This is a genomic window from Enterococcus sp. 125944 (assembly GCF_051909435.1).
Taxonomy (GTDB): Bacteria; Bacillota; Bacilli; order Lactobacillales; family Enterococcaceae; genus Enterococcus_D; species Enterococcus_D gallinarum.
Window position 1 is genome coordinate 12,798 of record NZ_JBQASY010000024.1, and the last position, 20,529, is coordinate 33,326.

Sequence of the window (20,529 nt, forward strand, 5' to 3'; positions counted from 1 at the left end):
TTTCAAGCAATAATTGATAAAATGACTTACAAATGAGCGGGCTATTGCTCTAGACCAGAAGGAGTGTGCATAAAAGATGGAGTTAATGGAATACCGAGAGGAATACAAAGAAGCTGTTACCAATTATTTTCTGACTGACGAAATGACCTATTTCACAGGGACGCCACAAGAGAATATTGCACTTTCCCAAAAGAATCCCCAGCATCATCCGATCTTGGCTTTTTCCCAACAGAAACTGGTCACTTTTTTTGTTTTGGATGCAGGACCCCAAAAAGCAGACTATACGGATGAAAATGACGCTCTTTTGTTGCGGAGTTTCTCTACTGATGCGAGATTTCTAAGGAGGGGATATGCAAAAGAAGCATTGCGATTATTGCCTGATTTTGTAAAAACTCATTTTCCAGCAATGAAACAAATTGTTCTAGCAGTCAATAAAAAAAATAGTGCAGCAAAAAAACTGTATTATTCTGTGGGTTTTGTAGATAGTGGTGAAGAGAAAATGGGACCCAAAGGACCGCAGCATCTTTTGGTTTATCCGCTTTAACTTGTTTCTTACTAAATGGGTAATAAAGGAGAAAGGTATTCGCCCTTTTCGATTCGAACCATTCAGTGTCACTATCCGTTCTTTTATCGCGCATTAGAGTTATATATGGAAGCGGAGAAAAAAGTCATTGTTTCGGAGTATCCATTTAGCGAGAAGCAAAAAGGACGCTTGCGAGACCTTGCTGATACTTATGCTTATGAAGTAATCACGATTCGCTTAACGGCTGATTTCGAAGTGTTGTGGGAACGGCGTTACCAGCGAGATCGGGAGCCGGAACGGCATTTGAGCTATATCATGGATCACTATCATTATGGCGATAGTCTAGAAGACCGTTCATTAGGAACCAATCATATTACAAAGGAAGAATTCCGACGAATCATCAATGAACGAAAGTACGCTGAATTTGCTTTGGGAACGCTCTATGAATTTGATGTGACGGATTATCAGCGAGTAGATTATGGTCCATTGCTCGATCAGTTAGTGTACCAGATTCAACACGATGAGTAAGTAAAAATGATCGCTGAAATACTGCCACTGGCTTTTTATCGCTCAAATCATTCAATAATTATCTTCATGTGAAACGCTTATTGTTTTCTTACTACTAGTTTTTTGGTAGGGAGAAGGCAATAAGCTTTTTTCGAGATCTGTTAGGAATTGAAGGGTGAAACGCCCTATTGTCTTTAAAGCTTCTTAGAACCAAAAACTAAAAAAAGCCATATCCAAACGAATTGTTTTAGTTGTTTAAAAATATCTGAAATTAAGAAAAATTCTCATTGAAAATCACCACGGAATCAGCTAGTATTCTAGAGGTAGGTTTTTTAGATAGGAAAGGAGAAGGAAAAATGGAGTTATCAAAAGGTAGGATCATTTGGCTGTCCTTATTGCTTGGCACATTGAGCGCCTATGGCCCTTTACTAATGGATGCTTATTTACCGGCTTTTCCAGTCATTCAAGAAGAATTAGGAATCAGTGCTTCTCTCACACAAATGAGTTTGACCATGTGTCTGATTGGTTTAGCATTAGGTCCATTAGCAATCGGAACACTTAGTGACCGGATTGGGCGCAAGAAACCTCTTGCTATAGGGATTACCGTAGCGATTCTTTGCTGTTTACTTGTTCCCTTCGTGCGAAATATCTGGTTATTCCTAGCTTTGCGTCTCTTGCAAGGAATCGCCAGTTCCGCAGGGATCGTTTTGACCCGTGCGATTGCGAAAGATTTATTTACCGGCGAACGGCTGACGAAGTTTTTTGCGATGCTGATTGCAGTGAACGGTATTTTCCCGATCATTTCCCCACTGCTAGGCAGTGCGATTTTGGCAGTGGCTTCTTGGCAAACGATTTTTCTTTTTTTGGGTGGTTTAGGCATCTTGCTATTGCTTGGTATTCTCTTTGGCTATCAGGAAACATTACAGCCGCAAGAACACATCCATCAGATGGAATCTGGCTGGCGGGCAGTATTGTCTGATCGCATCTTTATGTTACTGGTGCTTATCCAAGGATTTATTTATGGTGCATTGTTTAGTTATATTTCAGGATCCTCTTTCATGTTCCAAAATGTCTATGGGCTCAGTGATCAAATGTATAGCCTATTGTATGGTATCAACGGGATCGGTATCATTGTGACTGCGGAGCTTTCGGGGATTTTATCGCGGCGATTGTCCCTAGTCCAGCAATTAGGCAGCGGATTGGTGATCGGTTTTATTGGCAGTGTACTGGTGATGCTGAGTGGCATCAGAAATTCTATTGCATTAGCGATCATTGGGCTATTTCTGGTCGTGGCGACATTAGGGATCGTCAATTCGGTGGTAACTACATTAGCGATGGATCGGCAAGGTGAACACGCTGGGGTCGCTTCCTCGATCTTAGGGATCGACATGTACAGCATCGGGATCATCTGTACGCCGCTAGTGGGTATCATGGGCAGTCATACCTATCTTCCACTAGCGTTACTGATCTTTTTGTGCGAAATCGGTGCATTAGGCGTCTATCGAGTAATGAAACAAGAAGCGAGACCATGAGTGCGGATGGTCTCGCTTTTTGCTTCTTTTGCTTATTCCTAGTATAATGACTATGTTTTTGTAAGTTGGATCAAAGAAGTGATCCGGTCACTAAGAAATGGAGCGGAAAGCATGACAACAAATTTTTGGGCGGAGTTACCGAAGCCTTTTTTTATTTTAGCACCAATGGAAGATGTGACAGATGTAGTGTTCCGCCATGTTGTGCAGACAGCAGGGGCGCCAGATGTCTTCTTTACGGAATTTACCAATTCAGATAGTTACTGCCATCCAGATGGGATCGAGAGTGTTCGTGGTCGACTGACATTCACAGAAGACGAGCAACCGATCGTCGCCCATATTTGGGGAGACAAGCCGGAATTTTTCCGGCAAATGAGTATTGGAATGGCGGAAATGGGATTTAAAGGGATCGATATCAATATGGGGTGTCCTGTCCCAAATGTTGCCGGTCGCGGCAAAGGCAGCGGCTTGATCTTGCGTCCCGATGTGGCGGCTGAGTTGATTGAAGCGGCAAAAGCAGGTGGGTTGCCAGTCAGCGTCAAAACACGGATCGGCTACACAGAAATGGCTGAGATGGAAGCTTGGATCACTCACTTGTTGCAGCAAGACATTGCCAATCTTTCTGTTCATTTGCGGACCCGCAAAGAGATGAGTAAAGTCCCTGCCCATTGGGATCTGATCCCAGAAGTTCTAGCGATTCGTGATCGAGTGGCACCTCAAACATTGATCACTATCAATGGCGATATTCCAGATCGTCAAGCAGGACTAGCGTTAGCCCAACAGTATGGCGTAGACGGAATCATGATTGGACGGGGCATTTTCAAAAATCCCTATGCCTTTGAGAAAGAACCAAAAGAACACTCATCGGAGGAATTATTAGGGTTGCTGCAATTGCAGCTAGACCTGCAAGACCATTATGCTACGATGGTTCCCCGATCCATTGCCGGATTGCATCGCTTCTTTAAGATTTATGTCAAAGGATTTCCTGGGGCGAGCGATTTGCGCGCACAATTGATGACAACTAAGTCGACAGATGAAGTTCGCAGACTTCTAGCAGAGTTTCATGCTAATAAAGCTGCGGGAACATTGTCTGAAGAAGTATCTGATGCTGCTGAGGAGCACAAATAACTGAGCATTTCTCTCCAAGGAGAGAAATGCTTTTTTTGTATGTAGAAGTAACCTTGACAATAGATAGGTACCTATGTAAAATAGAGAGCAGTCTGTTAAGTAGGTACCTATTTAATTGGTTTTAATGAACAAAAAAGGAGCAATACATATGTCTTACTCAGAGCAAAAGATCGTTGAACGGTTTTTTGAAGTGTATAAATTGAATCGTCGTTATTCTGAAAGAAAATATGGTCCCTTCATGCCTGGGCGGGGACAGTTCAACTGTTTGTTAGTTTTGGACGAGCGCGGCACACTGAATCAGAAAGACTTAGCCGCCTATTTGGCGATCCGCTCGACATCAGCAGGGGAGCTCTTAAAAAAAATGGAGAAAAAAGGCTGGATCAAAAAAGAAACATCTCCGCAAGATAAACGAATCCAGTTGATCTCATTAACGAAAGAAGGAAAAGCTGAAGCTGCTGCGATGAAACAAAAACGCAGCAAAGCACACCAAGATATGCTGACCGATCTAACAGAAGAAGAAAAACAAGCCTTTGGTCGCGGGTTAGAAAAAATTGAAGCTTATTACCAACGCATGGAGGCGGAATCTATTGAACCAACCGAGTAATCTGACAAACCGTAAAAGAACCTTTATTTTTATTAATCTGATTCTTACTTGTATCGCACTAACGATGTTATCCACCGCATTGACCACCGCATTACCGGCCATCGTGGCCGACTTGCAAATTTCTGTGACCACTGGACAGTGGCTGACCAGCGGCTATTCCCTCGCCATGGCTATCGTCATGCCGTTGACCGCTTTTTTGATGAATCGGGTACCTACCAAAAAATTATATCTTTCCGCATTGGTAATCGCTCTTATTGGGATGGTTCTATGTGCGTTAGCACCGAATTTTCCCATTATGATGATGTCTCGTATCCTCCAAGCCATTGGTAATGGTATTTTGATCTCAATGGCTCAAGTGATTCTATTGACGATCTATCCAATGGATCGAATTGGTGCAATCATGGGTTGGTATGGGTTATCGATCACTGCCGCACCAGTGATCGCCCCTACATTAGCTGGAATGATCGTTGATAAATTGAACTGGCATGCCATTTTTTATATTGTCGGTGCCATTGTTTTTGTTTCGTTGATTTGGGCGTTGAATGTCTTTGAAGATGTCTTGGATGTAACGAAGAAAAAATTTGATCTGCTCTCCTTTTTACTCAGCGCTGTGACTTTTGGCGGCTTCACATTAGGATTCGGGAATCTAGGAACCTATGGCTTTGCCAGTCTCCCTGTCTTGGGTGCATTGCTCGTAGGTTTGATTGGCGGCATCTTATTTGCCCACCGCCAAATGAAAGCGGCAGTGCCCTTCTTGGATCTGCGGGTCCTCAAAACGAAAGAGTATGCGCTAAGTGTGTTTGGGAGTATTTTACTCTATCTTGTTTTAATGGGCTCTTCAATGCTGATACCCTTGTATGTACAATCCATTCTTGGAAAATCTGCAACAATCTCAGGGTTGGTGGTATTGCCAGGTTCGTTAGTTTCTGCCTTTTTGAGTCCTATCGCTGGCCGTATCTATGACAAAGTCGGTATCCGCATCATAACGATCATTGGCGGCAGTTCGTTAGTTTTAAGTAATATCGGTATGTTTTTTATTCATATACACACAGGAATTTGGATGGCGGTCTGCCTGAATATTTTACGCTGTGCCGCCACGGGCTGTTTATTGATGCCATTTGTTACCTGGGGCAATAAAAATATCCCGCCAGAATTGACTGCTCATGGTACCGCATTACTGACATCGCTGCGGACGGTCGCCGGCGCCATCGGCACAGCTGTTTTTGTTGGGATCATGAATACGGTCGCCCGCAACAGTCATACATTGACTGGCTCCGCCGCTTTGCTCCACGGCATGAATGTTTCGTTTTTAGTCATGACCGTCGCTTCGGGACTGCTATTGTTCACGGGATTATTTTTGATCAAAGATAGTCGCACAGAAGTTCTGATAGAAGTAGAAAATTAATCAACTAGTCAAATCGCTTCGCTTTTTGCGAAGCGGTTTTTTTTTAATTTTGAATGTTTCTTTCATATGTAAAATCTCTTTTTGAAAAAAATAATCAAAATATTTAATAAAATATTGAAAAAAATAATCAGAAGGTCTATAATGAAGCTGTCACAAAGAGAAAGGCAGTGAATACTATTGAGAACGTTTTACTGGGGCGGTGCAACCGCAGCTAGTCAATATGAAGGTGGATATAAGGATGGGAAAGGGATAGATACACAAGATTGCCGTCCCTATCTTCCTCGAAGTAATAATGCAACAATCCAAACGCGATTGTTGACTCAAGAGGTGATCAATGAAGCAAAAGAATCAGAAACTACCCAATTTTATCCGTTTAGAAAAGGGACGAAAGGATACGAAAACTGGGAGGAAGATCTACAGCTGCTAAGCGAGTTAGGGATTGATTTATATCGTTTCTCGATTAGCTGGTCACGATTATTTCCACTGGGGAATGAAGAGCAACCAAATGAACAAGGTGTGGCATATTATGATTCGATTTTTCGGGAATTAAAGAAGAAAGGAATCAAAATTTTTTTGACAATGAATCATTATGCGGTGCCACTTTATTTGGTGGAAAGCATCGGTGGGTGGAAGAATCGTGAAATGATTGACCATTACCTCTCTTTTGCAGAGTTTGTTTTGTCTCGATGGGGAAATCAAGTGGATTTTTGGTTGCCATTTAATGAAATTAATGCCGGCTTTTTTAGTCCCTATAACGGTACAGGATTAATCAAACCAAGCAATGGTGACTATATCTATCAAGATGTATTTCAAGCACTACATTATCAATTTGTTGCAAATGCAAAAACGATTCAGCTGGCACGAAAAATGGATATTCCTGGAATCTTTGGTTCCATGGTGTCGTGTTTCTGCTATTATCCGTTGACACCAAAACCAGAAGATAATTTGAAATTAGTGAAAGAGGAACAGATTAATCAGTGGTTTTGCAGTGATGTGCTTATGCAAGGGGAATACCCCTATTATATGCATTCTTTTTTTGAGAAAAATTCTGTTGATCTAGATATAACCGCAGAAGATCGCCAGATTCTGAAGGAATATACTTGCGACTTTGTTTCTTTTTCTTATTATTCTTCCAGTGTGGTAACGACCGAGGAAGCAGAAAAAACTGCAGGGAATTTAGTAGTTACAACGAAAAATCCTTACTTAAAAGCAAGTGATTGGGGATGGCAAATTGATCCTATCGGTATGCGAACAACATTAAATAAAGTTTATGACCGCTATAGAAAACCAGTTATAATCGCTGAAAATGGCTTCGGTGCGAAAGATCAACTCGAGGCAGATGGCACAATTCATGATTCCTACAGAATTGATTATTTCAAAGAGCACTTTGCTGAAATAGTTAAAGCTAGAGATATCGATCAGGTCAACGTTATTGCGTATATTGCTTGGGGGATCATTGATATTGTATCCGCAGGCAGCTGTGAGATGGATAAACGCTATGGTGTCATTTATGTTGATGCTGATAATGAGGGGAATGGAGATTATCGTAGATACAAGAAAGATAGCTTTTATTGGTATCGTTCTTTTATTGAAAAGAATAAGAAGGGAGAGTAAATCAAATGAAAAAAGTTCTATTTATCTGTTCTGGTGGGATGTCTAGTGCAATTGTAGAAAAAGCGCTAGACAAAGAAGCCGAAAAAAAAGGAATTGCTCTAACAAGTTCTGCAGTAGGAAGTGGTGAGGCGGATTCAGTTATCCAAGAAAAAGATTGGGACATTATTTTTGTAGCCCCACAAGTAAAGCATCGCTTTAGCTTGTTTAAACAGTCCGCAGATGAAGCACATATTCCTATTGAATTGATCAAACCCACAGATTACAGTCCGTTAGGTGGCAAGAATCTCTTGAAAATTATTGAAAGTTTGAGTTGAGAAAAGGAGGATAAAAATGAATCATTTCTTTGAAATGCTAGAGGACAAGGTTGCGTTACCAATGTCGAAGATCTCTGAGCAACGACATCTTCGAGCGCTTCGTGATGGGGTTGTTTCGGCGATTCCGTTTATTATTGTTGGTAGTTTCTTTCTGATCATTGCTTTTCCACCTGTTCCAGAAAACTGGGCAATTCACCAATGGGCAACAGATCACATTACGGAAATTCTAATTCCCTATCGGATGACATTTTGGATTATGTCTCTGTATATTTGTTTTGGAATCGGATACAATTTAGCGAAAAGTTATCAGTTAGATCCTTTGACCGGAGCACAATTATCGGTGGCAGCTTTTCTATTAAGTATTATGCCGGTACAGTTCGATCAAGGATTGATGTTGCCAATGGAATCACTCGGATCAGTGGGGATTTTCCCGTGTATGGTTTTAGCCATTTTTGCGGTTGAAGTTTTACGATTTTGTAAAACCAAAAAGATTATGTTTAAAATGCCAGAACAAGTTCCTAGCTCTGTCGCACGCTCCTTTGAGGCCGTAATTCCAGCAGCAATTATTATCATAGTGATTGGAACGATTAATGTTGTCTTTAAAGTGAATATTGAACAAGTGATCCAAACTCTTTTTTCACCTTTAGTAAAAGCAGGAGATACTTTCTTAGGGGTCCTAGTTCCAGTTTTCTTGGTTACTTTTTTCTGGCTTTTTGGGATTCATGGTGACTCGATCGTTGGCTCAGTGGCACGTCCGATTTGGCTTCAATTTTTTACTGAGAATGCCGAAAAAGTTGCAAACCATCAAACTCCTACCCATATTGCTCCAGAAACATTCTTTCAATGGTTCATTTGGATTGGAGGATCTGGCGCGACAATTGGCTTGATTATTTGCGCGATTCTTTTTGGAAAAGCCAAGTATACCAAGTCCATTAGTCGAGCTTGTCTGATTCCAAGCATCTTCAATATCAATGAGCCAGTGATTTTTGGATTTCCAATCATGCTAAATCCGATATTCTTTGTTCCTTTTGTGTTAGCACCGATTTTGATGACAACGGTTACTTGGCTGGTATTTAAAGCTGGTTGGGTGCACTTGATGTTTGTGCAGCCACCATGGACTTTACCGGCACCAATCGGCGCGTATTTGGCTACCGGAGGAGATTGGCGAGCTATTCTATTGGTCATTGTTAACATATTGATCGCTACGGTCGTTTATTATCCCTTCTTCAAGATTTATGACAATAAACAATTAATGCAAGAAATGGAAGGCGAAGCATGAGAAAAACAAGAATGCAGTTCAAAGGTGCATTATTTTATTTAGGAACTGTTTTTAGCGTGAACATCCTGTTGATTGCAATCAATTCATACGTTCAGTCTGAGACGTTTTTATTTATAGGGAATTTGGTTTCTATCAGTCTTATCTTTCCAGCGATTGCGTTATATGTTGACCGAAAAGAAAAATTTACCATGAAACGATATGCTTATTTTTCGATTGTAACCTTTGCAGCAATGTTCCTTATTTGCGAGTTGTTTATTTATCAGTTCTAACCATGAAAAAATGATTTTAAATGAAGTAGGTGATATCATGGAAAATATCGAAGCAGTGATTTTTGAATTAATCGTTCATAGTGGCAATGCGCGAGGAATGCTTTTTGAAGCGTTGGATGCAGCAGAAGCAGACAATCATGAGCAATCGGTAATGTGTATGCAACAGGCAGAAGCAGAGATGACCATTGCTCATAATTTGCAGACGAAATTGATTCAAGATGATCTAAAAGGTCAAGGGCAGATCAGTCTTTTGTTGATTCATGCGCAAGACCAGTTAATGACAACAATGAGCGAGCAAGCATTGATTGAACGACTGATTAAAATGCAACAGCAATTGAATCAATTCAATCAGAACTAACATCCATTAAGCTGTGATAGAAACGATCCTCGACAAATGATACAGTGACTCGTAATCTGCTGAATAAAGCCGTTCATAAAGCAATGGTTTGATAAGGATTTAATGAATAAGCCAAAACCTATTGGGGAAATCCTCTCTTCTTAGCAAGCAGTACTAAAGGAGATATAATGATCCATTATCTTCGAATACTGTTCGAATGCTGATAGTCGTTTTTTATCACTGATCAGATACTCACTAGATTGTCGGAACGTTTCTATTGCAGTTTTTTAGGAGGAAAAGAAATGAATTATGTACTAGGAATTGATGCTGGGGGGACAAAGACCCAATTTACTACCTATGACAAAAAGGGAAGAGCACTCTTTGATTTGCACCTGTCAGCTGGAAATATTGTGGTAGATACAAATCGTACATTAGCAGTTTTGAGACAAGGGATCCAGTCTGTTTTAGAACATCAATCAGGCAATTGCATCGGCGTTTTAGCTGGAATTGCAGGTATAGAGACGAGTGGGTTACATCATCTTGTTCAACATGAGCTGCAGCAGTTTCAAAAAACCAAAGTGATTTCTGATGCTCACTTAGGGTTAATCAATAAACTTGAAGGATCGGATGGCGCTTTGATTATTTCTGGGACCGGATCAGTCGCCTATGGATCTGTTGACAGAAACTTCTATCGAGTAGGGGGCTGGGGACATTTAGTAGGGGATGAAGGAAGTGCCTATGCTCTAGCACTGAAATGCTATCGCCATATTGCACAAGAAATGGACCATGGTTCACCTTTGTCTAGATTCTCCCAAGACTTTCTATCTTTTTTAGATATGAACGATCCAGCTAAAGCAATTAGTGAACTTTATCAGATGAACAAGGCTGAAGTTGCACAAAAATCATTGTTTTTTTCGAAGGCGCATTTAAACGACCCCATCACTCATCAACTATTGCAAGAAACTGCTGACGAATTGATCGAAATGATTCGTTTGTTACTAAACAGAATGAACCAAACCCAAGTGAAGTTAGCTTTAGCAGGTTCAGTGCTAGAAAAAAATCACTTTATTCGAGAATCGGTTGTTGCTCGTCTCCAAGATCAAATTACGGAAGTGGTTTTAAGTGATTCACCAAATACAAAAGGTGCCTTTTATTTTTATCGTAAACTTCTCAGTTCGACATGAATTTAATGTAAAATAGAAGTAACTAATTGCTGAAGCAACTATGCAGTAGAGGGGGACAGAAATGAGTGTAGTAACAACTATTGAAAGTATCAAAAATGAACTTTCGACTACGGATTTGAAGTTAGCAGATTATATTGTCGAGAATCTTGATGAAATACCTACTATGACATCTAATGTGTTAGCCGTTCATTCGAATACAAGTCCAGCAGCGGTCATTCGATTTTCTAAAAAATTGGGATTCAGTAAATTTTCTGACTTTAAGTTAGCCTTAACCAAAGATATTGAAAATCGAATCTATAATGAATATAGCGATATTCAAAATGATGATTCGTTTCAAACGGCTAAAAATAAGATTCTTAGAAACAATAAGATGATTATTGACGCAACGGATCCTATATTAGATGAACAAACCGTGCAACAAGTAGTAGACAAAATGTTTCATGCTAAACGAATCTATGTTTATGGTGTAGGAACTTCCGTTCTAGCAGCAGAGGATATTCGTCAAAAATGGACTCGGATTGGAAAAACAGTGATTTTTGATAAAGATCGGTATCTTCTGACACAACAAATGAAAAATGATGGCGCAGACAGTTTGTTTTGGGGAATCTCCCATTCAGGGAAAAACCGCGATGTTTTATCATTAGTAGAAATAGCGAAAAGCCTTGGTATGCCGACCTTAGGAATGTCTCAATTAGGGCAGAACCAGCTGACTAAAAAAGTAGATACACCTATTCATACAGCACGGACAGAAGATATCAAGAATGGTCATTACGGAAGTGGGGCCACTCATTCGATCATTTTGCAAATTGTTACGATTGATTTGCTTTTCTATTTTTATATGCGCCGCTTATCGGTAAAAGAAAAATAAGGTCGTCTGCTATGAAGTTAGTAACCAATAGAGTATAAGCAACAAATGATTAAACGTTGTTTCTCAAAAATCCCACCGATTTTTCAAATTTTGAAAGCTATCGGTTGGGACTTTTTTTGTTTTTTTCATGAAATACTAGGAAAAAACTTTATTTTCGTTATAATAAGATAACTTATATTTGAGGAGGGAAGTTTTTTTCTTGGACTATGGGTACGTTGACAAGGTAAAAAGCGACTAGGAAAATGAAAAATAAAGGAACCGTGTTGGGAATCACAGCGTATGTGCTGTGGGGGCTGATCACCCTCTATTGGAAACTGATCACTGGTGTCTCGCCATTGGCGATCATGTGCTACCGTATTATTTGGTCATTTGTCTTTATGCTTGGCTTTATCGGACTTAGCGGCAGATGGCAACAGTTTGTTTCTGAATTGAAGCGGATCTGGCAAAACAAAAAGTTTGCAGGAATGATTATTTTGGCGGCGATCTTGATTTCAATCAATTGGTTTACTTTTATATTTACTGTCAGTGCCGGCCATGTTATGGAAGCTAGCCTAGGTTATTACATCAATCCATTGGTCAATGTTTTGTTGGCAACTGTTTTTTTGAAAGAACGGTTGAGTCGGTCGGGGATGATTGCTTGTGGTTTGGCAGCTGTTGGAGTGATCATGCTTTCGGTGCAAACTGGTGCGATCCCTTATGCTTCACTGATCATGGCTTTTTCATTCAGCACGTATGGTCTCATCAAAAAACACATACCAATCAGTTCTGCAACGGGATTAACAGTTGAAACCTTTGTTATTTTGCCGGCGGCATTGATTTATATTTTAGGTTTTTCTTCTGTTGGATTGATGGCTTATCCATTATCTACCAATCTTTTACTTATTGGTGCCGGCGTCGTGACTGCCATCCCATTGTTGCTGTTTGCGGAAGCAACGAAAAGCGTTTCTTACATCACATTAGGCTTTATCCAGTATGTAAATCCGACGATCATGCTATTACTAGCTGTTTTCTTGTTTCACGAATCTTATTCTTTGGCGCAGTTCACCGCGTTTGGATTTATTTGGTTAGGTATCGCAGTATTCACGTATGGCACTTTAGGTGCAGTATGGAAACGCCGGCGAGACCTAAGCAACAACTGACAACAACTCCGTTAAGACCATTTTTGGAAATGAATTGTCTTAACGGAGTTGTTGCGAGCGAACAAGATTCTGAAAAATAAAACAACTATCTAGCTTGTCCATTAGAACCGCTAATTTTTTGGAGAAAGAATCTTGCGTGAAAAGGGTTGCAATCTCAAAAAGGATGTGCTATTATTTTTTCAGTTACATCGGATTGTTACTGTTCGGCAGGCAAAACCAGAATTGACCGCAGATTTATGGGGAAATTCTAGGTTTTTTTATTTTGGAATGAGGGAAAACGATGGTTATTGGAAAAATATTGAATAATAATGTCGTGGTCTCCACCAATGATGCCGGCGAAGAAGTCATCTATATGGGACGCGGCATCGCATTTAAGAAAAAAATCGGCGATGTGATCGACGACGCATTTGTGGAGAAAGAATTTGTTTTGAAGGACTCTTTCACCGCAAATCAATTTCAACAATTATTTGCGGATATTCCTGCAGAAGAGGTCGAAGCAGTCAAGCAAGTGGTCGACGAAGCAGAGCAAGTGTTGGGAGTCGAACTTTCACCGAATATTTACTTAACGCTGACGGATCATATTCACTATGCTTTGATGCGGGCTCGAGAAGGAATTGAAATACCGAATCCACTATTGTTTGAGACTCGAAAATTTTATCCTAAGGAGTACGCTATCGCTGCTAAAGCGGTCGAACGCTTTGAAAAGAACTTTGGTGTTTCGCTTCCCGAAGCGGAGAAAGGATTTATCGCCTTTCACATTGTCAATAGTGAGCAAGCCAATGGAACCATGGAGACGACGATGCAAGCCGTTGAGATCGTTCGTGATGTGTTAGCGATCATCAGTCGTTTCTATGGCAAAGTCTTTAATCCTGATTCCTTGAATTATCAACGGATCACGACTCATCTTCACTATTTCGCTCAACGGTATTTAAGTGATGACCTTTCAGGCGAGAAGGACGAATTCCTGTTTGAACTGATTCAGGCAAAATACCCGAAAGCCTTTCAGACAGTCCAGCGGATCAACGAATATCTGATCAAAACGTATGGCAAGCCAATCGGCGAGTCAGAAATGATCTACTTGACGATCCATATTGAACGCGTTGTCAACGAACCAAATTAACATTCAATCATTAACGGATTGTTACTGTACAGCAGGCAAGACCCAGATTGAAAAGACAGCAGTTAGCAAGTTTGCGCTTGTTAACCGCGTTTTTTCAATCTGGGTTTTTTATTTTATTAAAAAAGGAGTGTTTGGAAATGAGTACAAACAAAGAAATAGCAGTCCGCGTCCTGGATGCGGTCGGCGGCAAAGAAAATGTCAACAGTGTGGTCCATTGTGCGACGCGCTTGCGTTTCAAACTAAAAGATGAAGAAAAAGCGGATACAAATCGGTTGATTCAAGACGATGACGTGATCCAAGTCGTACAAAGTGGCGGACAATATCAAGTCGTCATCGGCAGCCATGTCAGTGATGTCTATCGCGAACTAACAGGGGTCGCCAATTTTGATGGCGAATCAGAAAAATCTGCTGAAAAAGGAAATCCGCTGAATCAATTGATCGATATCATCTCATCGATCTTTACCCCATTTTTAGGCGCAATGGCTGGGGCCGGGGTTCTCAAAGGATTTCTGACATTAGCAGTGACGATGAATTGGCTGGCGGCCGATTCTGGCGTCTACACGGTTTGGTATGCCATTGCTGATGGGCTCTTTACTTACTTACCTGTGATGTTGGCGTTTACAGCAGCGAAAAAATTTAAAACCAATGAATTTCTAGCTGTTTCTTTGGCCATGGCACTTGTTCACCCAAGTATCACAGAATTAGCAGGACAAACATTGAGTTTTGTAGGTATTCCAGTAATCATTGGGGCCAGCGCCTATACCTCCTCGGTCATTCCGATCATTTTGGCCGTCTTTTTACAAAGCTATGTGGAACGTTTCTTTAAAAAGGTGATTCCTAGTTTCCTACAGATCATCTGTGTGCCATTAGCTGTCTTCTTGATCATGGCACCAGTGACATTTATCGTTGTGGGTCCATTGGGAACGATCGTTGGGAACTTGTTAGGCAGCGGCTATGATGCAATCTATAATCTCAGCCCAATTCTTGCTGGAGCAATCATGGGGGGATTATGGCAAGTATTTGTGATGTTTGGAATGCATTGGGGCTTTGTGCCGATTGCGATGGTGAACTTGACACAATTTGGTTTTGATACAATGGTGCCGATGCTATTGCCAGCTGTATTGGCACAAGGTGGAGCAGCACTAGCCGTCTTCTTTATCACCAAAAACGTCAAGCTGAAAGGATTGGCTCTTTCATCAACGATCACGTCATTGTTTGGTATCACGGAACCAACTGTATATGGAGTAACGTTGCCATTGAAAAAACCGTTTATTGCTGCATGTATTAGTGGTGCGATCGGTGGTGCAATCGTCGGTTTCAGTCAAGTTAAGAACTATACTTTTGGTTTAGTCAGTCTCTTGAGCTTACCATCCTTTATCCCTCAAGACACACAAGATATGAGTGGTTTGATTGCCGCTGCGATTGGAACGGCCGTTGCTTTTGGCGCAGCTTTTGTCTTAACTTTTGTTTTGCGCTTTGAAGATCAACCGAATCCCGCAGATACAGAAAAATCAAAAGTACCTGCACCATCCATTACCAATGAGCGGGTCGTATTAAGCAGTCCATTGGCTGGTAGAGTTGTTCCACTGAATGAAGTGAAAGACCAAGTCTTTTCATCTGGAGCAATGGGCAAAGGGATTGCCATCGATCCAGCAAACGGTACATTAGTCGCGCCTGCTGACGGGACGATTACTACGCTATTTCCAACAGGACATGCGATTGGTTTGACAACGACAGATGGGGTAGAGATCTTGATGCATATTGGAATGGATACTGTTGAGCTTGAGGGCAAAGGATTTGAGATTTTTGTCAAACAAGAGGATCAAGTGAAAAAAGGTGATCTATTAGTCAAATTTGATCTTTCCCTAATCAAAGAAGCCGGGTATTCAACCGTTACGCCAATTGTTGTTACGAATACGCCGAACTATTTAGATGTGTTGGATATGAATCAAGAAGACGTCTTGCAAGGGGAAGATTTCTTAGCGATCGTCAAATAAACCTGGTGCGTCTTAATCAGTGAATTGTAATAGAAATAGCTATCCAACGGAAGGAACATCGCAGTCGCGAGTCCCTATGTTTGGATAGCTTTTTTAGTTATTCTTCTGAAGTTTTTGATGAAGTGTGCGGGTTGATGGATTCTTCGACTAAAAGTCCATCTTGCATGCGATAGACCCGATCGCTCCATTGGGTCATTCTTGGATCATGGGTTACCATGATGATCGCCTTTTGTTTTTCATGCGCTTCTTTAGCCAATAATTTGACAACATCAAAAGCATGTTCCGAATCTAAGCTGGCCGTCGGTTCGTCTGCCAAAATCAGTGAAGGATCATTGAACAATGCGCGTGCGATTGCTACTCGTTGACGTTCGCCTCCTGAGAGTTCTTTAGGGAATTTATTTCTGAGCTCCCAAATATCGAGGGAACGTAAAAGAGACGCTGCTTCTTTTTGGTTGTCTTTGTTCAGCTTGTTTACAAACTCAAACTGTTCACTGACTTTCAAAAAAGGAACGAGGTTTGAACTTTGCAGAATAAAGCCGATTTCTTTGAAACGGGCAGCAGATCGTTTTTTGTCAGGTAAATCAGTAAAGTCTTGCTGACCAATGATGATTTTACCTTCTGAGGGGCGTTGTAGTCCGCCGGCAATCGTTAAGAACGTACTTTTGCCAGATCCAGAAGGTCCAATGATGCTGACGAATTCACCGGCTGTCACTGAAAAATCGATTCCTTTTAGAGCAGTAACTGCGGTATGGCCAGAACCAAATGTTTTTGTAATGTGTTCCATAGATAAGACTGTTTGTGCCATCTTATTCGCCTCCAATCGCTGTAATCGGGTCGACTTTTGTGACTGTTCGAATGGAGAATAAACCACCGATGATCGAGACAAAAATCAGAACCATGCCATAAAGACACCACTGCAGTAAATTGACTGTAAACGGCATCGCAGCTGGCAATACTAGACTAGTCAAATAGCTGAGAACAAAAGCAATCAAAACGCCAGCAATACTTACGATCAATGACTGTCCCACGATGGAACGAACGAGATAGCCGGTAGAAACTCCCTGTGCTTTCAATACACCAAAGAGGGCTGTTTTTTGCAATGTCATCACATAGAGGAAAATCCCGACAATTGCTGCTACCACTACAAATAGAAAGTAAACCATTGCATTCAACGTCAATTTTTCGGCAGAATAACCAGGCAAGTTCTCAACAAAATCATCAAAAGTCAATGCCGTTAGTTTTGTTTGATCCTTTGATTGGATGAGTTTGACGTCAGATTTCGGCTCTTTAGTAGCGATCAATGAAATAGGGCCGTTGCTTTGATCAAACTCTTGATTACCATATTTAAGCTGAGCATAGGCATCTAGGTTGAGATAAAGCACGGGGACCACGCTGTAAGTCGTTGCTTTCGTGACGCCCACGATCGTAAAGACTTGATCATCGCCGCCTAATTGAATGTGATCCCCTAAGGCAAACCCCTCTGGCAGAAGGTTTTCTGAAACGATCACTTCATTTGTAGAGCGATAGTTTCGGCCGTCGATCACTTTTGGGACAACGAATTGATCGGCCTCAGCACCAAAGACGGAGATATTGGTCTTTTCGGTTTTTCCTTTATGGGAGATTGCAGAAGAAGCCAGACCAACTGCGGCTTTTTCTTTTGCTTCCACGCGGGATAAATCCCCGCGAGTCAGAATGGAAGCACTAGCGACCTTATTACTATCTTCGGATAGTACGATCGTCTGAGCGCCCCAGTCGGCGACTGCTTTCTTGTGACCATCTGACAGACCATTGGCCAATCCAGAAAGCATAAATACGACATATGCAACTAATACCATGATGCCAATGATCAAGCTATACCGTAATTTGGCATAGCGGATTTCTTTCCAAGCTAAATACATAATGATTTCCCCTTTCGAAATCCATCATACCTCAACGGTGACATTTTGTCACCGAATTAATTTCGGCCATCTATGCTATAATAAAGCAACGAATTCAAAGAAAGGACTGCGGCTTATGCCTAAGGCGACTTTTAATAATCTTCCTCCTGAGAAAAAAATAGTTGTGCGAAACGTTTTGCTGAAGATTTTTTCTGACAAACCGATTAGCCAGGTGAAAGTCAGTGAGATCGTTGAAGCACTGCAGATGTCTCGGGGAATTTTTTATAAGTATTTTGAAGATTTGAATGATGCTTATGATTACTTGATCCATGACTCAGCAAACAAAGTTCATGGTCGTATCCTAAGAAAAATTGGGAAACATCAGCAGGATTTTTTCAAAGGATTGGAGCTTTTTTTAGTTGAAGCGTTAGAATATGGCAAAGATAGTGAGGAATACAAAGAATTGCAGCTATTGATCCAGAATAGTTATTTGTTTTCATATCGCAGTGAGGATCCTCATGGCGCGGCAGCTTGGAAAAAAGTATTAACAGCAAATAAATTTCGGATCGAAAGTCAAAAAGAGGCCGATAGTTTTCTCTATTTCTCGATGAAACTGGTCATTGACAGCTTAACAGATGCTTACGCCAATCAATGGACAAGCAATGAACTGTTGACGGATTTTGCATTTAAAGTCAAATGGTTAAAGCAAGGCATTCAATAAAACAGCCCTTCAGAATGATGGCTTTCTGAAGGGCTGTTTTATTGAAATGACTAACATGCTATCTGTCAAGGCAACTTTAGAGGAGATAGCTTAGGTCAGTATCTGTAGTTAGAAAGAAGACATTGAATCACAGCTTAAAGAAATAGACTTTGGCAATCGCGGTTCCACTCAGAAGGTTCTCCATACGTAGATCCTTAGAATCTTTAGGAATGACTGAGATTTTCAGCAAGAACTTCTAAAGCAGAGCGGTCACGGATCACATACTTGCTTTTTTGCTTTTCTAAAATGCGGTTCTCACGGAAATTTGTGATCGTTCGTAAGAGATGACGATAGCTAACATTCAAGACAGCAGCACAAGTCGTCAACTGATGCGTAAACACCCCTTTTTCTTCATGAAGCAAAATGAATTTTGCTAAACGAGTTTCTACTGGCTCAGTGAGGGAATTGGCTAAGTTGATCCCTGAATTGAGCCGTGAGCTGAGGAGTTGGCAAATGTTCTGCAAAAACCGAACATCCTGTTGTAAAACAGAACGATAGCGATTCAAAGAAATGCACACGCAGATACAAGGCGTCACGGCCTTTACACTGCTTTTTGGCAATAATTCCCATAAAGAGGACGCTTCGCCTAAAAGAGTGGCGGGTTTGGCATAATCGATAAAGATATTTTGGGTATCAGAAGGGTACGAGTAGACCATCACGGTTCCTTCCACAAGGAAGTAGAGATAATCGGATACGGTCCCTGTCTGGATCAAGTGCTCATCTTTGTCGAAAGAGTGTAATACCGCCATGTCAGATAACGCCGCATCTAAATAATTTTGCAAAGAAAAGGTGTCGATATAAGCAGACAACTGTTGCGCATCATGGATCTTTTTCATGGAGAAGGACCACTCCTTGGAGGTTTTTCTTTATTATAGCCTAGAATCAACAACGCCTCAACACGAACGATAATTAATATTATATGTAAAATGTATGTAAAAATAAGGTAAAATAGGACATGTGTCACTTCTTAATCTGAAGTTATTTGGTATGATTTACACGTAGTAGAAAACATTCACAGGAGGAATAAACATGCGTTTCAAACAGGTTGCTAAAGGGATCATGGGAGTTATGTTGGCTGTTGCTTTAACTGGCTGTGCCAGTGGCAATTCAAAACAAGAGGATGCAGCAAAAGAAAAATTAGTGGTGCAGTTCGTACCGACCAACAACGATGGGACGATGGAAGCAAAAGCAAAACCTTTCGCTGAATATTTATCAAAGAAGCTAGATCGTCAGGTGGATGTGACCTTGGCTACGGATTACTCAACGATCGTTGAAGCAATGGCTTCTGGTCAAGTAGATATCGGGATCATGCCGCCAGCTGCCTATGTCCAAGCAAAAGATATGGACGCTGCTGAAGCCATTTTGACTTCGCAATTAGGGGATTATGATCAAGAAACGGGGTTGCCGTTAGAAGGTCAATTGACAAACACTTTCAAAGGGGAGATCTTAGTTCGTGCAGACAGCGGATTGAATGAATTGACTGATTTGAAAGGCAAGAAGATCGCTACTTTAAGTCCTAACTCAGCTAGTGGATACATCTATCCAGTTGCTGAAATGAAAGATGCCGGAGTAGATCCTACCACCGAAGCGACTTTGACAACAGTCAATGATATTCCAAGTGAGATCACAGCAGTCTTGAATGGTCAAATGGATGCTGCGTTTGTTTTCGAAGGTGCGCGAAATGTCTTTGCTTCTAGCTTTGCAGACAATGATTTGTTTAAAGATCTCAAAGTACTTTATCTGACCGAAGGGGATATTCCTAACGATGCTATTGCGGTCCAACCAAAAATGGACGATGTCTTGAAAAAAGAAATCAAAGATGTTTTCTTGAACATGAAAGATGACGAAGAAGGCGCAGAAGCGATGTCATTGTGGGGACATCAAGGATATGAAGAAGCAGCTGATTCTGCTTATGATACGATCCGTGAATATACCGAAAAAGCAGCCGAGTAAAACAATGGGCTGCGACAAGGAATAACAGAAAAATGATTGGACGAAGGGTGCAGATCTTTTTGCGAGGGCGGCTGATATAGTGAAAACGAGAGCGATCCCACCAAAGTATCCCTTCGTCTCTC

At 41.1% G+C, this 20,529-nt stretch carries 21 protein-coding genes; 18 read left to right on the top strand and 3 right to left on the bottom strand.

The window, feature by feature from the left end:
* The first annotated feature begins 76 nt into the window (after positions 1–76).
* The 16 genes from ACTFWY_RS15730 (at position 77) to ACTFWY_RS15805 (ending at position 15,817) form a co-directional block, all read left to right on the top strand.
* Positions 77–544 (top strand): GNAT family N-acetyltransferase, encoded by a 468-nt coding sequence (locus ACTFWY_RS15730; RefSeq protein ID WP_029486218.1) that lies wholly within the window; start codon positions 77–79, stop codon positions 542–544.
* A gap of 15 nt (positions 545–559) precedes the next feature.
* Positions 560–1,051 (top strand): hypothetical protein, encoded by a 492-nt coding sequence (locus ACTFWY_RS15735; RefSeq protein ID WP_003129279.1) that lies wholly within the window; start codon positions 560–562, stop codon positions 1,049–1,051.
* Positions 1,052–1,386: 335 nt separating this feature from the next.
* On the top strand, positions 1,387–2,562 hold the full coding sequence (locus ACTFWY_RS15740) for a multidrug effflux MFS transporter (protein ID WP_439927260.1): 1,176 nt from the start codon (positions 1,387–1,389) through the stop codon (positions 2,560–2,562).
* 111 nt (positions 2,563–2,673) lie between these two features.
* Positions 2,674–3,687 (top strand): tRNA dihydrouridine synthase, encoded by a 1,014-nt coding sequence (locus ACTFWY_RS15745; protein WP_005469887.1) that lies wholly within the window; start codon positions 2,674–2,676, stop codon positions 3,685–3,687.
* A 148-nt stretch (positions 3,688–3,835) separates the two neighbouring features.
* Entirely contained in the window at positions 3,836–4,291 is a 456-nt protein-coding gene (locus ACTFWY_RS15750; protein WP_029486225.1) for a MarR family winged helix-turn-helix transcriptional regulator, read from the top strand.
* Complete coding sequence (locus tag ACTFWY_RS15755) at positions 4,275–5,696, top strand: MDR family MFS transporter (RefSeq protein WP_195493489.1); 1,422 nt, start codon at positions 4,275–4,277, stop codon at positions 5,694–5,696. The genes ACTFWY_RS15750 and ACTFWY_RS15755 overlap by 17 nt, the downstream gene beginning before the upstream one ends.
* Before the next feature lie 177 nt (positions 5,697–5,873).
* On the top strand, positions 5,874–7,310 hold the full coding sequence (locus ACTFWY_RS15760) for a glycoside hydrolase family 1 protein (protein ID WP_003129286.1): 1,437 nt from the start codon (positions 5,874–5,876) through the stop codon (positions 7,308–7,310).
* 5 nt (positions 7,311–7,315) lie between these two features.
* Positions 7,316–7,624: a PTS sugar transporter subunit IIB gene (locus tag ACTFWY_RS15765; protein ID WP_003129287.1), complete on the top strand. Its 309-nt coding sequence runs from the start codon at positions 7,316–7,318 to the stop codon at positions 7,622–7,624.
* Between the two features lie 16 nt (positions 7,625–7,640).
* Positions 7,641–8,903 carry a PTS sugar transporter subunit IIC gene (locus tag ACTFWY_RS15770; RefSeq protein ID WP_003129288.1) on the top strand — a complete coding sequence of 421 codons (1,263 nt, stop codon included), beginning with the start codon at positions 7,641–7,643 and terminating at the stop codon, positions 8,901–8,903.
* The gene (locus ACTFWY_RS15775) at positions 8,900–9,172 is read left to right on the top strand and encodes a hypothetical protein (protein ID WP_003129289.1); all 273 of its coding nucleotides are present in this window, start codon (positions 8,900–8,902) and stop codon (positions 9,170–9,172) included. The genes ACTFWY_RS15770 and ACTFWY_RS15775 overlap by 4 nt, the downstream gene beginning before the upstream one ends.
* A gap of 37 nt (positions 9,173–9,209) precedes the next feature.
* A complete protein-coding gene (locus tag ACTFWY_RS15780; RefSeq protein ID WP_003129290.1) occupies positions 9,210–9,530 on the top strand; it encodes a PTS lactose/cellobiose transporter subunit IIA in 321 nt (106 codons plus the stop codon).
* 281 nt (positions 9,531–9,811) lie between these two features.
* Complete coding sequence (locus tag ACTFWY_RS15785; protein ID WP_034705499.1) at positions 9,812–10,693, top strand: N-acetylglucosamine kinase; 882 nt, start codon at positions 9,812–9,814, stop codon at positions 10,691–10,693.
* Between the two features lie 61 nt (positions 10,694–10,754).
* On the top strand, positions 10,755–11,561 hold the full coding sequence (locus ACTFWY_RS15790; RefSeq protein ID WP_003129292.1) for a MurR/RpiR family transcriptional regulator: 807 nt from the start codon (positions 10,755–10,757) through the stop codon (positions 11,559–11,561).
* A 242-nt stretch (positions 11,562–11,803) separates the two neighbouring features.
* The gene (gene rarD, locus ACTFWY_RS15795) at positions 11,804–12,700 is read left to right on the top strand and encodes an EamA family transporter RarD (protein ID WP_021150690.1); all 897 of its coding nucleotides are present in this window, start codon (positions 11,804–11,806) and stop codon (positions 12,698–12,700) included.
* 280 nt (positions 12,701–12,980) lie between these two features.
* Positions 12,981–13,820, top strand: a complete 840-nt coding sequence (gene licT, locus ACTFWY_RS15800; protein ID WP_003129295.1) for a BglG family transcription antiterminator LicT — start codon at positions 12,981–12,983, stop codon at positions 13,818–13,820.
* A 137-nt stretch (positions 13,821–13,957) separates the two neighbouring features.
* Positions 13,958–15,817 (top strand): beta-glucoside-specific PTS transporter subunit IIABC, encoded by a 1,860-nt coding sequence (locus tag ACTFWY_RS15805; RefSeq protein ID WP_195493490.1) that lies wholly within the window; start codon positions 13,958–13,960, stop codon positions 15,815–15,817.
* Positions 15,818–15,914: 97 nt separating this feature from the next.
* Here ACTFWY_RS15805 and ACTFWY_RS15810 read toward each other — a convergent pair whose 3' ends face one another.
* Together ACTFWY_RS15810 and ACTFWY_RS15815 are read right to left on the bottom strand one after the other, a co-directional pair.
* Positions 15,915–16,622: an ABC transporter ATP-binding protein gene (locus ACTFWY_RS15810; RefSeq protein WP_003129297.1), complete on the bottom strand. Its 708-nt coding sequence runs from the start codon at positions 16,620–16,622 to the stop codon at positions 15,915–15,917.
* 1 nt (position 16,623) lies between these two features.
* A complete protein-coding gene (locus tag ACTFWY_RS15815) occupies positions 16,624–17,715 on the bottom strand; it encodes an ABC transporter permease (protein WP_003129298.1) in 1,092 nt (363 codons plus the stop codon).
* Positions 17,716–17,830: 115 nt separating this feature from the next.
* Here ACTFWY_RS15815 and ACTFWY_RS15820 point away from each other — a divergent pair, with 115 nt between their 5' ends.
* On the top strand, positions 17,831–18,415 hold the full coding sequence (locus ACTFWY_RS15820) for a TetR/AcrR family transcriptional regulator (RefSeq protein ID WP_005469905.1): 585 nt from the start codon (positions 17,831–17,833) through the stop codon (positions 18,413–18,415).
* Positions 18,416–18,618: 203 nt separating this feature from the next.
* On the opposite strand, the gene ACTFWY_RS15825 is transcribed toward ACTFWY_RS15820, so the two are convergent.
* Positions 18,619–19,290: a cyclic nucleotide-binding domain-containing protein gene (locus ACTFWY_RS15825; RefSeq protein ID WP_003129300.1), complete on the bottom strand. Its 672-nt coding sequence runs from the start codon at positions 19,288–19,290 to the stop codon at positions 18,619–18,621.
* A 193-nt stretch (positions 19,291–19,483) separates the two neighbouring features.
* Between ACTFWY_RS15825 and ACTFWY_RS15830 the strand changes: the two genes are divergently transcribed.
* The gene (locus tag ACTFWY_RS15830) at positions 19,484–20,407 is read left to right on the top strand and encodes a phosphate/phosphite/phosphonate ABC transporter substrate-binding protein (protein WP_311828821.1); all 924 of its coding nucleotides are present in this window, start codon (positions 19,484–19,486) and stop codon (positions 20,405–20,407) included.
* Positions 20,408–20,529 lie beyond the last annotated feature (122 nt).